Annotated in this window: 15 protein-coding genes; 7 read left to right on the top strand and 8 right to left on the bottom strand. The window is 71.3% G+C overall.

The features are described from left to right. Window positions 1–18 precede the first annotated feature (18 nt). Complete coding sequence (locus OG207_RS21430; protein WP_329100099.1) at window positions 19–1,863, top strand: NHL domain-containing thioredoxin family protein; 1,845 nt, start codon at window positions 19–21, stop codon at window positions 1,861–1,863. A gap of 30 nt (window positions 1,864–1,893) precedes the next feature. Here OG207_RS21430 and OG207_RS21425 read toward each other — a convergent pair whose 3' ends face one another. The 5 genes from OG207_RS21425 to OG207_RS21405 all read right to left on the bottom strand — a co-directional run bounded on the left by OG207_RS21425 (window position 1,894) and on the right by OG207_RS21405 (window position 6,666). After that, window positions 1,894–3,186 (bottom strand): M18 family aminopeptidase, encoded by a 1,293-nt coding sequence (locus OG207_RS21425; protein ID WP_030016155.1) that lies wholly within the window; start codon window positions 3,184–3,186, stop codon window positions 1,894–1,896. A 101-nt stretch (window positions 3,187–3,287) separates the two neighbouring features. Beyond that, window positions 3,288–4,016: a hypothetical protein gene (locus OG207_RS21420; RefSeq protein ID WP_329100098.1), complete on the bottom strand. Its 729-nt coding sequence runs from the start codon at window positions 4,014–4,016 to the stop codon at window positions 3,288–3,290. Window positions 4,017–4,156: 140 nt separating this feature from the next. Further along, window positions 4,157–5,983 carry an acyl-CoA dehydrogenase gene (locus OG207_RS21415; RefSeq protein WP_329100097.1) on the bottom strand — a complete coding sequence of 609 codons (1,827 nt, stop codon included), beginning with the start codon at window positions 5,981–5,983 and terminating at the stop codon, window positions 4,157–4,159. A gap of 117 nt (window positions 5,984–6,100) precedes the next feature. After that, complete coding sequence (locus tag OG207_RS21410; RefSeq protein ID WP_329100096.1) at window positions 6,101–6,463, bottom strand: ATP-binding protein; 363 nt, start codon at window positions 6,461–6,463, stop codon at window positions 6,101–6,103. After that, window positions 6,460–6,666, bottom strand: coding sequence for a hypothetical protein (locus OG207_RS21405; RefSeq protein WP_329100095.1), 207 nt, complete (start codon window positions 6,664–6,666; stop codon window positions 6,460–6,462). The genes OG207_RS21410 and OG207_RS21405 overlap by 4 nt, the downstream gene beginning before the upstream one ends. Before the next feature lie 113 nt (window positions 6,667–6,779). Between OG207_RS21405 and OG207_RS21400 the strand changes: the two genes are divergently transcribed. The 6 genes from OG207_RS21400 to OG207_RS21375 all read left to right on the top strand — a co-directional run bounded on the left by OG207_RS21400 (window position 6,780) and on the right by OG207_RS21375 (window position 10,998). Continuing rightward, complete coding sequence (locus OG207_RS21400; RefSeq protein ID WP_329100094.1) at window positions 6,780–7,631, top strand: helix-turn-helix domain-containing protein; 852 nt, start codon at window positions 6,780–6,782, stop codon at window positions 7,629–7,631. Then, window positions 7,612–7,827 carry a DUF397 domain-containing protein gene (locus OG207_RS21395; protein ID WP_329100093.1) on the top strand — a complete coding sequence of 72 codons (216 nt, stop codon included), beginning with the start codon at window positions 7,612–7,614 and terminating at the stop codon, window positions 7,825–7,827. Before OG207_RS21400 ends, OG207_RS21395 begins: the two co-directional genes overlap by 20 nt. An 81-nt stretch (window positions 7,828–7,908) precedes the next feature. Then, on the top strand, window positions 7,909–8,367 hold the full coding sequence (locus OG207_RS21390; RefSeq protein WP_033215170.1) for an SseB family protein: 459 nt from the start codon (window positions 7,909–7,911) through the stop codon (window positions 8,365–8,367). A 41-nt stretch (window positions 8,368–8,408) separates the two neighbouring features. Further along, a complete protein-coding gene (locus tag OG207_RS21385; RefSeq protein WP_329100092.1) occupies window positions 8,409–9,377 on the top strand; it encodes an ArsR/SmtB family transcription factor in 969 nt (322 codons plus the stop codon). Between the two features lie 127 nt (window positions 9,378–9,504). Continuing rightward, a complete protein-coding gene (locus OG207_RS21380) occupies window positions 9,505–9,885 on the top strand; it encodes a hypothetical protein (RefSeq protein ID WP_329100091.1) in 381 nt (126 codons plus the stop codon). A gap of 117 nt (window positions 9,886–10,002) precedes the next feature. After that, on the top strand, window positions 10,003–10,998 hold the full coding sequence (locus OG207_RS21375; RefSeq protein WP_329100090.1) for a pirin family protein: 996 nt from the start codon (window positions 10,003–10,005) through the stop codon (window positions 10,996–10,998). A 111-nt stretch (window positions 10,999–11,109) separates the two neighbouring features. Here the strand turns inward: OG207_RS21375 and OG207_RS21370 are convergent, their stop codons facing one another. The 3 genes from OG207_RS21370 to OG207_RS21360 all read right to left on the bottom strand — a co-directional run bounded on the left by OG207_RS21370 (window position 11,110) and on the right by OG207_RS21360 (window position 15,006). Beyond that, window positions 11,110–11,538, bottom strand: coding sequence for a nuclear transport factor 2 family protein (locus OG207_RS21370; RefSeq protein WP_329100089.1), 429 nt, complete (start codon window positions 11,536–11,538; stop codon window positions 11,110–11,112). Window positions 11,539–11,648: 110 nt separating this feature from the next. Beyond that, window positions 11,649–12,701, bottom strand: a complete 1,053-nt coding sequence (locus OG207_RS21365) for an AI-2E family transporter (protein WP_329100088.1) — start codon at window positions 12,699–12,701, stop codon at window positions 11,649–11,651. Between the two features lie 40 nt (window positions 12,702–12,741). Then, entirely contained in the window at window positions 12,742–15,006 is a 2,265-nt protein-coding gene (locus OG207_RS21360) for an ATP-binding SpoIIE family protein phosphatase (RefSeq protein WP_329100087.1), read from the bottom strand. Window positions 15,007–15,049: the final 43 nt, after the last annotated feature.

Raw genomic sequence — 15,049 nt, 5'->3', positions numbered from 1 at the left:
GGATGGCAAGCTTGAAGCATGAACGATGTCGCCCCGGAGCCCACCCCCGCTCCTGCGCCCCGCCGCCGTGCCCGTGTCCGTGCCCCCGAGCTGATCGGCAAGGGGGGCTGGCTGAACACCGGCGGGAAAGACCTCAGCCTCGCCGACCTGCGAGGACGCATAACGATCCTCGACTTCTGGACCTTCTGCTGCATCAACTGCCTGCACGTCCTGGACGAGCTGCGCGAGCTGGAGGAGAAGCACCGCGACACCGTCGTGATCATCGGCGTGCACTCCCCGAAGTTCGTGCACGAGGCCGAGCACGCCGCCGTCGTCGATGCCGTCGAGCGGTACCAGGTGCACCACCCGGTGCTGGACGATCCCGAGCTCACGACCTGGAAGCAGTACGCCGTACGCGCCTGGCCCACGCTCGTCGTGATCGACCCCGAGGGGTACGTCGTCGCCCAGCACGCCGGCGAGGGGCACGCGCACGCCATCGCCCGCCTGGTCGAGGAGCTGGAGGCCGAGCACGAGGCCAAGGGCACGCTGCGGCGCGGTGACGGGCCGTACGTGGCGCCCGAGCCGGTGGCCGGCGCCCTGCGCTTCCCCGGGAAGGCGCTGCTGCTGCCGTCCGGGAACCTGCTGGTCTCCGACTCCACCCGGCACCAGCTCGTGGAACTGGCCGCCGACGGCGAGAGCGTCGTGCGCCGCATCGGCAGCGGCGAGCGCGGTTTCGCCGGGGACGGCTTCAGCGAACCGCAGGGCCTCGCACTGCTGCCCGACGGCAAGGTCGTCGTCGCCGACACCGTCAACCACGCGCTGCGCACCTACGACCCGGCCACCGGGCACGTGGAGACCGTCGCCGGGACCGGCAGGCAGTGGTGGCAGGGGTCGCCGACCTCCGGGCCCGCGCTGGAGGTGGACCTGTCCTCGCCGTGGGACGTGGCCTGGTGGCAGGGCCGGGTCTGGATCGCCATGGCCGGCGTGCACCAGCTGTGGACCTGGGACCCGGAGGCCGGGACGGTCGAGGTCGCGGCCGGGACGACCAACGAAGGGCTGCTCGACGGGCCGGCCGCCGAGGCCTGGTTCGCCCAGCCCTCGGGGCTCGCGGCCGCCGGGGACCGGCTGTGGATCGCCGACTCCGAGACCAGCGCCCTGCGGTACGTGGAGGCCGGTGACGAGGGCTACGTGATCAAGTCCGCCGTCGGCACCGGGCTGTTCGACTTCGGGCACCGCGACGGCGATGCCGCCCAGGCCCTGCTCCAGCACCCGCTGGGCGTGACGGCCCTGCCCGACGGCTCGGTCGCCGTGTGCGACACGTACAACCACGCGCTGCGCCGCTACGACCCGGCGACCGGACAGGTCTCGACCCTCGCGACCGATCTGCGCGAGCCCAGCGACGCCGTGCTGGTCGGCCAGGACATCGTGGTCGTCGAGTCGGCCCGGCACCGGCTGACCCGGCTGCGCCTCCCGGAGGAGGCGGTCCGGGTGGACGCGGTCGCCCACCGCACGCAGCGGGCCGCCACCGAGGTGGCGCCCGGCACGCTCCGCCTCGACGTGGTCTTCCAGGCGCCGGCCGGGCAGAAGCTCGACACCCGCTACGGGCCCTCCACCCGGCTGCTCGTCTCCTCGACCCCGCCCGAGCTGCTGGCGGACGGCGAGGGCGCCGGGACCGACCTGTTCCGGGAGCTCGCGCTGAACCCGGAGGTCACCGAGGGCGTCCTGCACGTCTCGGCGATGGCGGCGTCCTGCGACGACGACCCCGCCAACGAGTACCCGGCCTGCCACGTCCACCAGCAGGACTGGGGCGTGCCGCTCCGCGTCACCGCCGACGGCGCCGCCCGGCTGCCCCTCGTCCTCGCCGGAATGGACGCCGAAGGGTAGCCGGTGGCCGGCGCGGTCTTCCTGGAGGGCTCAGCCCTCCAGGAAGGCCACCAGCGCGTTGGCCAGGAGGAACGGGTCGTCCGCGCCGCACAGTTCGCGGGCGCTGTGCATCGAGAGGATCGCGACGCCGATGTCCACGGTCTGAATGCCGTGGCGGGCTGCGGTGATCGGGCCGATCGTCGTGCCGCAGGGCATCGAGTTGTTGGAGACGAAGGTCTGCCACGGGATGCCGGCCCGCTCGCAGGCCGCGGCGAACACGGCGCGCCCGCTGCCGTCGGTGGCGTACCGCTGGTTGACGTTGACCTTCAGGATCGGTCCGCCGTTGGCGCGCGGGTGGTGCGTCGGGTCGTGCCGCTCACCGTAGTTGGGGTGTACGGCGTGCCCGGTGTCCGAAGACAGACAGATGGTGCCCGCGAAGGCCCGCGCGCGGTCCTCGTACGAGCCGCCGCGGGCGAAGACTGAACGTTCCAGCACGTTGCCCAGCAGCGGGCCGTCCGCGCCGGTGTCGGACTGCGAGCCGTTCTCCTCGTGGTCGAAGGCGGCCAGCACCGGAATGTGGTCCAGCTTGTCGGCGGTGGAGACCGCGGCCAACGCCGCGACGCCCGCGTGCACCGACAGCAGGTTGTCCATGCGCGGTCCGGCCACCAGCTCGCGGTCGCGGCCCAGGTACGACGGCGGCTCGATGGAGTGGACCATCAGGTCCCAGCCGGCCACCGACCCCTGTTCCAGGCCCTCTTCCTCCTCCAGGAAGGAGATCAGGTCGCCCTCCTGCACATCGCCCAGCCCCCAGATCGGCTGCATGTGCCGCTGCTTGTCGAGCTTGAGGCCGTCGCTGTTGACCGACCGGTCCAGGTGCACGGCGAGTTGGGGCACGCGCAGCAGTGCGCGGTCCACGTTCACCAGGCGCTCGGTGCCGTCGCGCAGGGTCAGCCGCCCGGCCAGTCCCAGGTCGCGGTCCAGCCAGGTGTTGAGCAGGGTGCCGCCGTAGATCTCGACGGCGATCTGCCGCCAGCCCTGCGAGCCCGTGTCCGGCAGCGGCTTGACCCGCAGGTTCGGGGAGTCGGTGTGTGCGCCGACGATCCGGAACGGGGTGTGTGCGGCCGCGCCTTCGGGGACGAACCAGGCGATGAGCGCACCACCGCGGAGCACGAACTTGCCCCCGGTACCCGCATCCCAGGCGTCCGTTTCCGACAACTGCCTGAAGCCCGCCTTCTCCAGCCGCTCCGCCGCGTTGGCCACGGCGTGGTACGGCGACGGACTGGCCGTCAGGAAGGTCATCAGATCGTCGGTGTGGCCGCGGTCGAAGCGGGCGGGAGAGCTCATGTCGTTCACCTTAATGACGGTCGTGTTCGCCGTGGCCGGACTGCGAGGGATGGCCGGAGGTCGGGGTCCGCAGGGTGGGTGGTCTGCGGTCCCGTCGGTTTTCAGCCCGGCGGACGCTCGAAGCGGCGCTGCAACTGCCTGCGCTCGCCCCGGCGGATGCGCGGGAGCATCTCCGGGGTCTGCGGGGAGCGCTGCGCGCGTCTCTTGCGTCCGGCGCAGAAGATACAGGCCTCACCGGCTGGAGCGTCGGGGTCGATCGGCGCGCCGGGATGTTCGGCGCATCCCGAGGCGTTGCGTGGCCGGGAAAGTTCGCGGGCGACGATGAAGGCGCGGTGGAGGTCGTCGGCGATGCGGACGAAGTCGTCCGCGGGCGAGGACAGGCCCAGGTGGAACCGCTGGTCCTCGACGGTGCGCAGATAGGTGCGCAGCCGCTCAAGCGTGTACGGGGGGTCCGGTACGGGGTAGCCGAGGCGCCGCTGCTCTCCGGCGGGGGCGGCGGGCGGGCCGCCGCGGTGGCGCTGGCCGAGGCGTCGGCGGTCGTTGCAGATGAGGCAGCGGCCCCAGCCTTCGGGTGCCTCGGGGTCCAGGGCGCCGTTGGGGTGCTCGGGGCAGCCGGTGTAGCTCTTGGCGGGAGCCAGTCCGGTGGCCGTCTGGAAGGCCACGTACAGCGCGTCGGCGATGGTGTCGTACTCGGCGGGGTGGGCGCCGTCGTACAGCTCGCGCAGGTGGTCGCCGAGGCTGCCCAGGCTCGCCTGCAGCTCCTTGAGGGCGTACGGGCGCCCGGTGGGGACGGAGTACCCCCTGCTGCCGTGCTGATCCTGTGGACTCATGTGTACGAGCGTCCCATGAACGACTGACATCGGGGGAAAGCCGCAGGACAGGGGCCTGGGGCCGGGTACGCGCCAGCGGCCGGGCCCCTGTGCGGGGAGCCCGGCCGCTGGTAGGTGTGCGCGGCGGTGGCGCGGCCTTCTTAGAAGGCGGCCTCGTCGAGCTCCATGAGGGAGTTGTCGACGGCCTCGGCCAGCGCGCGGGCGACCGAGACGTTCGGCAGGACCTGGGACGCGAAGAACTTCGCGGCGGCGATCTTGCCGGTGTAGAAGGGGACGTCCTTCGGGGCGGCGGTCGCCAGCTTCTCGGCGGCCACGGCGGCGCCCTTGAGCAGCAGGTAACCGACGACCACGTCACCCGAGGCCATCAGCAGGCGGGTGGTGTTCTGGCCGACCTTGTAGATGTTCTTGACGTCCTCGCCGGTGGCGGTGAGGTCGACGATCATCTGGCCGACGATGGCCTCCAGGTCGACGGCGGCCTTGGCGAGCGCGTCGCGGGCGCCGGCCAGCTCCTCGCCGCCGACGGCCTCGGCCAGGAACTTCTTGATCGTCTCGGAGAGGACGTTCAGGGAGGCGCCCTGGTCGCGGACGATCTTCCGGAAGAAGAAGTCCTGGCCCTGGATGGCCGTGGTGCCCTCGTAGAGGGTGTCGATCTTGGCGTCGCGGATGTACTGCTCGATCGGGTACTCCTGCAGGTACCCGGAGCCGCCGAAGGTCTGCAGGGACTGCGCGAGCTGCTCGTAGGACCTCTCGGAGCCGTAGCCCTTCACGATCGGCAGGAGCAGGTCGTTCAGGCCGATCTCGGCGGAGGCGTCCTGGCCGGCGGCCTGCTTGACCTGGATCTCGTCCTGCACGGAGGCCGTGTAGAGGACCAGGGCGCGCATGCCCTCGGCGTAGGCCTTCTGCGTCATGAGCGAGCGGCGCACGTCGGGGTGGTGCGTGATGGTGACCTTGGGCGCGGTCTTGTCCATGAAGTTCGCCAGGTCCGGACCCTGCACGCGCTCCTTGGCGTACTCCAGCGCGTTCAGGTAGCCGGTGGAGAGGGTGGCGATGGCCTTCGTGCCGACCATCATGCGGGCGAACTCGATGATCATGAACATCTGGCGGATGCCGTCGTGCTTGTCACCGATCAGCCAACCCTTGGCGGGGTGCTGGTCGCCGAAGGTCATCTCGCACGTGTTGGAGGCCTTGAGGCCCATCTTGTGCTCGACGTTCGTGGCGTAGACGCCGTTGCGCTCGCCCAGCTCGCCGGTCTCCCAGTCGAAGTGGAACTTCGGGACGAGGAAGAGGGACAGGCCCTTGGTGCCCGGGCCGTGGCCCTCGGGGCGCGCGAGGACGTAGTGGAGGATGTTCTCCTCCATGTCGTGCTCACCGGAGGTGATGAAGCGCTTCACGCCCTCGATGTGCCAGGAGCCGTCCTCCTGCTGGACCGCCTTGGTGCGGCCGGCGCCCACGTCCGAGCCGGCGTCCGGCTCGGTGAGGACCATGGTGGAGCCCCAGCGCTTCTCGACGGCTATCTGGGCGATCTTCTTCTGCGCCTCGTTGCCCTCCTCGTGGAGGACGCCGGCGAACGCCGGGCCGGAGGAGTACATCCACACGGCCGGGTTCGAGCCGAGCAGGAGCTCCGCGTAGGACCAGACGAGGGAGCGCGGGGAGACGGTGCCGCCGATCTCCTCCGGGATGCCGAGGCGCCAGTACTCGGAGTCCATGAAGGCCTTGTAGCTCTTCTTGAACGAGGCCGGGACCGGGGCGGTGTTGGTGGCCGGGTCGAAGACCGGCGGGTTGCGGTCGGCGTCCGTGAAGGACTCGGCCAGCTCGTTCTCGGCGAGGCGGGCGATCTCGGACAGGATGTTCTTCGCGGTCTCCGCGTCCATCTCCTCGAACGGACCGGTGCCGTACTGCTGGTCGCGGCCGAGCACCTCGAAGAGGTTGAACTCGATGTCGCGGAGATTCGACTTGTAGTGCCCCATGGCGACGGCTCCGTTAAGGCTCGGGGAGACAGGGTTCCTCGTACATACCAATCGGTAACGTAATGATGCTACCCGTCGGTAATAACGGCAACCCTTATCGGCCGACTGTGACCAGGGTCAAAGCTCGCACCAGACCGTCTTGGTCCGGGTGCCCCGGGTGACCCCCCACCGCAGCGCCACGGCGTCGAGCAGGGCGAGGCCGCGCCCCGACTCCGCGCCCTCCTCCGCCTGCCGCAGCACGGGCTGCGCGCGCGGGGCGGGATCGGTGAGCTCGACCCGCGTACGGGCTGCCCTTCCGGTCCCGGTGACGCGCAGGGTGACGGGGGTGCCTTCGCCGAGGTGGCGGATGACGTTGGCCAGCAGCTCGGTGACGCAGAGCTCCGCGTCGCCGGATCCCGGGCCGAGGTGCTCCCGCACGGCGTGCCGGAGTGTCGGGGCCGCCTGCGGGGTGGCGAGCAGCCGGACGCTGAGGTCGTTCACCGCTCGGCCAGGGCGTCGGCCAGTCGCTGCGCGGTGGCGGCGTTGCAGTTGCCGAGGGTGATCAGGGGCGGTGAGTCGTAGCGCCCGGCGTAGGAGAGGAGGTCCAGGTCCAGCGAGGGCAGGGTGATCCCGTGCGCGGCGAGCGCGGTGCGTAGCGCGGTGAGGGCCTCGATGGCTACGCGGTCGTTGGCGTGGTCGCTCATGGCGAACCCTTCCGTGGCGGAGTGTGACGAAGTCCTCACAGGCTGGCGCCCAGTTGCCTACCGTGGGAAGGGTTTCCGGTCCACAGCACGGAGTGTGGAAGGCAGGCTCTGCGATGGCCCCACGCAAAGAGATCGACGGCTCGGCGAGCGTGCCGGCCTTTTACGGCAAGGAGCTTCGCTGGCGGCGGGAGGCGGCAGGCCTCACGCTTCAGCAGGTCGTGGAGGGCAGCTTCTATGGGGCCAGCTACTTGAGCGAGATCGAACGGGCGCAGCGGCGGATGCCGGAAGATCTCGCGCGCCATGTCGACCAGGTGCTGACGACCGACGGATTCTTCTGGCGGCGCTGTGACGACGTACGGAAGGCCAAGCGGGGCGCGCACGCCGAGTACGTGGCCCCGGTTGTGGAGGCGGAGCGGCGGGCACGGGTCATCGAGGAGTGGAGCAACGCGCTCATCCCCGGGCTGCTGCAGACGGAGGCGTACGCGCGGGCGGTCATCCACTCCACCCATCCGTTGGACCTGCCGGAGGAGGTGGACGCGAAGGTCCGCGCCCGCATGCAGAGGGCCTCTCTGTTCGAGGATCCGAAGAGCCCCGAATACTGGACGATTCTGCATGAATGTCTTGTGCGGCAGCCCCTGTTGCCGCCCGTCGAGATGGCCGAACAACTTGAGAGCATCGCTGCTCTGGCCAGGCGCCGCCGCATCGTTCCACAGGTCTTGCTGTGGAGTTCTGCGATGCAGCCCTTTCTGGGGCTGCCGCTCATGTTCATGGAGTTCGACGACGAACCGCCGCTCGCGTATACGGAGGGGCCGTATCACGGCCAGGTCGTGGACGATCCGGCACTCGTGAAGAGGTATCGAGGGTCATACCATCGGCTCAGGGCTGCCGCACTGCCGCCCGAGGCCTCTCTCGCCATGATCGAGCAAGCTGCTGAGGAGTACCGGAATGGCAAGCAACGGGAGTGAGTTCGGCGCCGCGAACTGGCGCAAGAGCAGCTACAGCAACGGCGACGGTGGCAACTGTGTCGAGGTGGCCGACGGCCTCGCCGGGGTCGTGCCCGTCCGGGATTCGAAGCGGCCCCAGGGGCCCGTCCTGGTCGTCACCGCCGGTGCGTGGGGGCCGTTTGTGCGGGCGCTGAAGGCCGGGGAGCTACCCGGCTGAGGCCGTCCCCCGCGCCCGCCCGGGTAGGGGACTGGCTAGTACCGGCCGGTACTGCCGCAGGCGCTCGGTAGGCTTCGGCCCATGTACGGCTATGACCAGAACCCGGGTGCCCAGCAGCAGTATGCGCAGCAGCCCCCGCAGGGCTACGCGCAACAGGCGCCGCCGCTGTACCCGGAGCCGTCCCCGCCGTCGCTCACCGACGCCGTGCGGGCCTTCACCACGGGCTCCCTCTCCGCCGAGGACTTCCAGCAGATCTTCGCCACCTCGAAGGTCTACTGCCCGCGCGGCGACACCCCCGGATTCCTGGCGCTGCACAACACGCAGCACCCGGTCATCCCCATGTTCACCACGCTCAAGGAACTGCGCCGGTACGCCGGCAAGGAGTCCAAGTACTTCGTGATCACCGGCGCGGAGGTGATCGACCTGCTGCCGACCGGGTACGGCTTCGTCCTCGACATGGAGGGCGACCACCGGATGGTCTTCGACGCGAAGGCGGTCGAGCAGATGGTCGACTTCGCGATGCGCCGGATGTACGGCTAGCCGGAGGCGTCAAGGCCGGCGCCTGACGGGGGGGGCGGAGCGTGCTGCGGGTGCATTTCACGGCGGAGGACCTGTTCAACGTCACCTTCGCGAGCGAGCCGCTGCCGCTGGTGGAGCTGGGCATGGCGATCGTCGCCTGGCAGCGCACCGACGAACAGGCGGTCTTCGGGCGCTGGCGCAGCCGTGTCGGCAGGGAGTTACCGGGCCGGGCCCGCCTCCTCCTCGACCTCCTGCGCCCCGACGGCGACAACCCCCAGTTCGTCGAGCCGTACGCGCGCACCCTTGAGGAGGGGCTGGCCGTCGTACGCGACGCCGGCCCGTCCCTGACCCCCGGCGAGCTGCACCGCGTCGCCGCCCGGGCTCCGGGCTCCGCGTCCTGGCTGCGTGCCCTGTGGGCCCAGGACCGCGGGGCGTGGGACCAGCTCGGCGGCGCGCTCCGGTCCGCCCACGAGGTGGTCGTCGCCCCGCACTGGCCGCGCATCCGGCAGTCCTTCCGGGCGGACGTGGCCTGGCGCAGCCGGCTGCTGGCCGCCCACGGCATCAAGGCGTGCCTGGCGAGCACGCATCCGCTGGCCGCCTGGTCGGGCACGGCGCTGGAGGTGGACGGGCCGCCGCACTACGAGGTCCACCTCGGCGGGCGCGGCCTGCTGCTGATGCCCTCGCCGTTCTGGACGGGCCGGCCGCTGCTCGCCGAGGGCCCGGACGGCCCGGACGGCAGGTGCGTGCTGCTCTACCCGGCGCTGACGCCGCTGCCCCTGATCGGCCCGGGCCCGGCGCAGGGGGCGCTGGACGCCCTCCTGGGCCGGACCCGGGCGGCGGTGCTCCAGTCGCTGATCGAGCAGCGCACGACCAGCGAGCTGGCCCGGGACCTCGACATCAGCCTCCCCTCGGCCTCCGAGCACACCCGCACCCTGCGCGCGGCCGGCCTGATCACCACGGAGCGCGACGGCAAGGCGGTCCTGCACTCGGTGACGGGCCTGGGCGTGGACCTGCTCCACAGCGGCGGCTGAGCCCCGGCCAAGCCACGCTTCGGCCCTGCCCGAAAGGATCGCGGCCCGTCCCGGTCCGCCCGGAGCATCGGTGCAGCGGGGGGATCCACGGGGGAGCCCCTCCCGCCCCATCCATGAGGAGGCAGAGATGGCTCGTACGACGATCCGCACGACGCTCACCGCGGTGGCGGCCGCCGCGACGCTGGCGCTGGGCACGGGGGTCCTGGCGGCAGGGCAGGCACAGGCGTCCGACCACACGGTCGAGGGGTGCCGCTCGGGTGAGGCGTGCATCTGGCCGGAGGGCTCGCCCGCGGCGGGCGTGCAGCCGTCGCTGCGGTTCAGCAGGGCGGGGACCTACAACCTCAGCAACCAGCTGAACTGGCACTGGGCACTCAACAATCAGACGCAGAACTGGAAGTTCAAGCTGTGCACCGGCTGGAACGGCACGGGGAACTGCACCAACATCCCTGTCGACCAGTGGGTGGCGGTGAACCTCACGCCGATCAACTCGGTGATCGTCTCGCCGTAATCGCAGGTCAGGACCGTTGGGGCCCCGGGGGAATACCCTCGGGGCCCGCTCCGTTCTGTGGGGTGTGGCAGAAAGTTCGAGTTTCAACTAAACTCGACGCAGAAGGAGGTCCTGACCATGCCCGCAGTGACTGTTGAGAACCCGTTGACCCTTCCGCGCGTGGCCCAGCCCCAGGCCGCCGTCCCGCGCAAGGTGCTGGCCGTCGTCTCCGCTCCCGGTGGGTTCGAGGGTGAGGGATTCCCGGTGCGCCGCGCGTTCGCTGGGATCAACTACCAGTACCTCGACCCGTTCATCATGATGGACCAGATGGGCGAGGTGGAGTACGCCCCGGGCGAGCCGAAAGGTACTCCCTGGCACCCGCACCGCGGCTTCGAGACCGTCACGTACCTGATCGACGGAACCTTCGTCCACCAGGACAGCAACGGCGGCGGCGGAGTCATCAACGGCGGCGACACCCAGTGGATGACCGCCGGTTCGGGCCTCCTGCACATCGAGGCCCCGCCGGAGTCCCTCGTCGTGTCCGGCGGGCTGTTCCACGGCCTCCAGCTGTGGGTGAACCTCCCGGCCTCCGACAAGATGATGCCCCCGCGCTACCAGGACATCGGCGGCGGTCAGGTCCAGCTGCTGACCACCCCGGACGGCGGCTCCCTGCTCCGCGTCATCGCCGGTGAGCTGGACGGTCACCAGGGCCCGGGCATCACCCACACCCCGATCACGATGATCCACGCGACCGTCTCGCCGGGCGCGCAGATCACCCTGCCGTGGCGCGAGGACTTCAACGCGCTGGCGTACGTCATGGCCGGGCGCGGGTCCGTCGGCGAGGACCGCCGGCCCGTCGCGACCGGGCAGACGGCCGTCTTCGGCGAGGGCGGTTCGCTCACGGTGCGGGCGGACGCCTCCCAGGACTCCAACGCCCCGGACCTGGAGGTCGTGCTCCTCGGCGGACGTCCGATCCGGGAGCCGATGGCGCACTACGGTCCGTTCGTGATGAACAGCCAGCACGAGCTGCAGCAGGCCTTCGACGACTTCCAGGCCGGCCGGCTGGGCCGCATCCCCACCACCGCGCGCACCGGCCTCGGCCACCGCGGCACGGGCGCGGCGGACCAGGACTGACCCGCAGCTCCGCCGGGCCCCGTCGGCACGTTCCGTCGGGCCCGCGACGCCCGGCGCCGCACCTCGTCCCCCGGACTCCGTCCGGGGGACCCCCGGGTTGCGGTCGCAGCATCAGCGGTAAAAGGTCCGGCCGGCGGAGCCGGAGGAGACGGACCACACCTCGCTGATCAAACCGTTGGTGATCCGCAGGGTGTCGGTGCCGCTCCTGGCGACGGTTCGGGCGCCTTCGCCCGTGAAGGAAGCGAGATAGGGGCGGGCGACCAGACCGGTCGGTGCGCCGTCGACGAGTGCGAGGTCCACGACCGCCGCGCCCTCGGCCACGAAGCGAAGCCCGCGGCGCTCTCGATGCCAGGCCGCGATGATGTCGGCGAGCTGCTGCGGAGTGCGGACGTCGTCGAAGGCCTCGGTGCCCGCCTGCGCATACCGCAGGACGAATTCCGGCGCCATGATCTTCGCGGCGAGGTCCAGATCACCGTTCCACATCGCCGTCCACTGGTCGTAGGTGTGGATGCCTAACTGCCGCACATCGGTGCCGCTCATCAAGACCGCCCTCGATCGTTTCGGGTGCGCGGGGTTCGCGCACCTCGCGAGGTTCGCGACGCTAACAAGAAGGTCTGACAACGGCGTTCGCCTGCACGGCCCGACAGGACCTAGGACCCGGGAGCCGCATCGGCGGCGTACCGGGCCCGCAGTTCCGAGATCACCCCGAAGACCGCGGCGGTCATCGGTACCGCCAGGAGCATGCCCAGGATCCCGGCGACGCTCGCGCCCGCGGTGATGGCCAGCATCACCACGGCCGGGTGCATCTGCACGGTGCGGCTCTGCACCACGGGCTGCAGTACGTAGCCCTCGATCATCTGGACCAGCAGGACCAGGCCCAGCGCCCACAGGCCGATGATCCAGCCCCGGTCGGCGAAGGCCACGAGCACGGCCACGGCACCCGACAGGATGGCCCCGAGGTAGGGGATGTAAGCCGTCACGAAGACCAGGGCGGCCAGCCCCAGCGCACCCGGCACGTCGAGGACCAGCAGACCCGCGCCGATCAGCACGGCGTCCACCAGGGCCACGAAGGTGGTCCCGCGCATGAACCCCTCGACGGCCTCGAACGCGCGCCGCCCCATGGCCTCCATCAGATCGCCCGAGCGGCTCGGCACGACGGAGCGCAGGGTTCCCACGGCCCGGTCGGAGTCGCGCAGGAAGAAGAAGATCAGCACCAGCGCCAGCAACACCATCGCGATCATCGAGCCCACCACGCTGAGCCCGGCGACCACGCCCGAGGCGGCCGTCCCGCCGAACTTCGCGAGCAGGTCCTTGGAGTTCGCGGCGATGTCCTCCAGCGAGGTGCCCACCGCCCCGAAGTGCTCGGCGACCATCTGGCCGGCCCGGCGCAGCGCGTCGACGATCTCGCTACCGGTCTCGATCAGTGCGAGGACGACGATGTACGTGGCCCCGCCGACGACGGCGACCACGGCGAGGCAGGTCAGGGCCGCGGCCAGCGACCGGTTCATCCCCATGCGGACCAGGCGCCGGTGCATCGGCCCGAGCAGGGCCGTACCGAGCACGGCCAGCAGGACGGGCGTCACGACGTCGTCGAAGACGGTGCACAGCCATACGCCGACGGCGAGGACGGCGGTGACGAGCAGGACGACGCCGCACCAGGCGGCGAGCCGCCGTACGGGCGCGGGCAGGAGGGGATCGGACACCGCTGCATCCCATCACACCCCGGCGCGCCCTGGCGCCAGGTCAGAACACCGGGTCGGCGTCCGCCTTCGACTGCTCGTCCAGTTCGAACCAGATCGACTTGCCCTCGCCCCGCGGATCCACGCCCCACGCGTCTGCCAGCATCTCCATCAGCAGCACCCCGCGGCCGCTGGAGGACAGCTCCCCCGGCTGCCGCCTGTGCGGGAGCTCGTCGCTGCCGTCCGCGACCTCGATGCGCAGCCGGCGCGCGCCCAGCTCGCCGACCGCCTCCGCGACCAGCAGGGCGTCGCCGTCGGTGTGCGTCAGTACGTTCGTCACCATCTCGGAGACCATCAGCACCACCGAGTCCACCTGGTCGGGGTCGGCCCAGTCGTGCAGCAGCTCGCGGATCTGCTGCCGCACGCCCGCGATCCGTTCGGGTTCCACCTGGGCCACGGTCAGTACGGTGCGGCGCACGGGCCGGGCCGGGTGCGCCGGCGCGGTGCCCGGGCCCCGGTCCGCACTCTCGCGGCACAGCAGCACGACCGCTATGTCGTCCTCGCGGCGGTCGGCGAGCGGGCCGGTGGTGTGGTGCGAGGACGGCCCGTGCACGGCCTGGACCAGCAGGTCGGCCAGTCTTTCGAGGTGCGGGGGCGCGACGCGGCCCGCGGCCGTCCCCGCACCGGGTGCGGGCGCGTCGTAGGCGTTCTCGTGCGCGTTCTCGTGCGCGTCGGACTCCAGGACCGCCCGCAGTCGCGCCCAGCCGGTGTCGAGGTCGTGCCCGCCGGTCTCGATGAGCCCGTCGGTGCAGAGCATCATCGTCTCGCCGGGCTCCAGGGTGAACCGGGTGGTGGGGTAGTCGGTGTCGGGGATGATTCCCAGGGGCAGCCCACCCGCGGTGGGGCGCATCAGGACGGTGCCGTCGGCCATCCGGATTGCGGGATCGGGGTGGCCGGCGCGGGCCACCTCCAGCGTGCCGGTCCTCGGATCGCACTCCACGTACAGGCAGGTCGCGAAGCGCGGGCTGAGGAAGTCGGAGTCCCGGCCGCCGTCGTCCCCGTAAGGGTCGGACTCCGGCGACGAGCACAGCCCGGCCAGGAAGCGGGAGGCGCGCGAGAGCACCGCGTCCGGCCGGTGGCCCTCGGACGCGTACGCCCGTACGGCGATCCGTAGCTGGCCCATCAGGCCGGCCGCCCGGACGTCGTGGCCCTGCACGTCGCCGATGACCAGCGCGAACCTGCCCGACGGCAGCGGGATCATGTCGTACCAGTCGCCGCCGACCTGGAGTCCGCCGCCCGTCGGGACGTAGCGGGCCGCGATCCGCATGCCGGGGATCTCCGGGCCGAGCTGCGGCATCATCGACCGCTGTAGGCCGGTGGTGAGCTCCCGCTCGGATTCGGCCACCACGGCGCGCTGGAGCGCCTGGGCCAGCATCCGGGCCACGGTCGTCAGGACGGACCGCTCGTCGGGGGAGAAGGACGCCGGGTGCTTGAAGGCGGCCATCCAGGCGCCCATGGTCCGACCGGCCACGATCAGCGGTAGGAAGGCCCAGGAGACCCGGTCGAAGCGCTGGGCGAGCGGCCAGGCGGCCGGAAAGCGCCGCTTGTAGTCCTCGGGGGTGGGCAGGTAGATCGCCCGGCCGGTACGGACGACCTCCGCGGCCGGGTAGTTCGTCTCCAGCGGCATGTCGGAGAACGGACCCTCGCCCCCCGGATCGTGCCCGTGGTGCCCGATGATCGACAGCCGGTCCCCGGCCACGCCGAAGACCGCCAGCCCGTCCGGGCTGAAACCGGGCATGGACAGCGAGGCGGCGACCCGCAGCACCTCGGCCGTGGACCGCGCCTCCGCCAGCGCGCGCCCGGCGTCCAGCAGGAAGGCCTCGCGGGAGCGCCGCCAGTCCCCCGTGATGGGGGTGTGGGCGGCCGTGGTGCCCGGCTGCGGCTCGGCGATCTCCTGGATGGTTCCGATCAGCTCGTAGTCCGTGGCCCCGCCCCCGGACTCCGTCCGGGGGGACCCCCCTGGGGCCCCGTTCGCCATCGGTTTGGTGCGGCTGCGCACCGTCCGCAGCACCCGGCCGTCGACGTCCATGATCCGCAGCCGGGCCTCGGCGAGGGTGCCCTCGGCGACGGCCAGGTTCACGATCCCGTTGATCTCGTTCCAGTCCACCGGGTGGAAGCGGGACCGTACGGCGGCCTCCGGCAGCACCACCGGTTCGGCGGGCAGCCCGAGCAGCCGGGCGGCCTCACCGTCGAGGGTGACCGTCCCGGAGGCGTTGTCCCATCGCCACAGGCCGGTCGCAATGGCGGCCAGAACGTCCTCGGTGCGCACCCGGCCATGTTTACAGGTCATATCCGGTACGTGCCTGTTCGCC

This window comes from Streptomyces sp. NBC_01439 (assembly GCF_036227605.1).
GTDB lineage: Bacteria > Actinomycetota > Actinomycetes > Streptomycetales > Streptomycetaceae > Streptomyces.
This window is presented reverse-complemented; position numbering and strand designations above follow the sequence as displayed.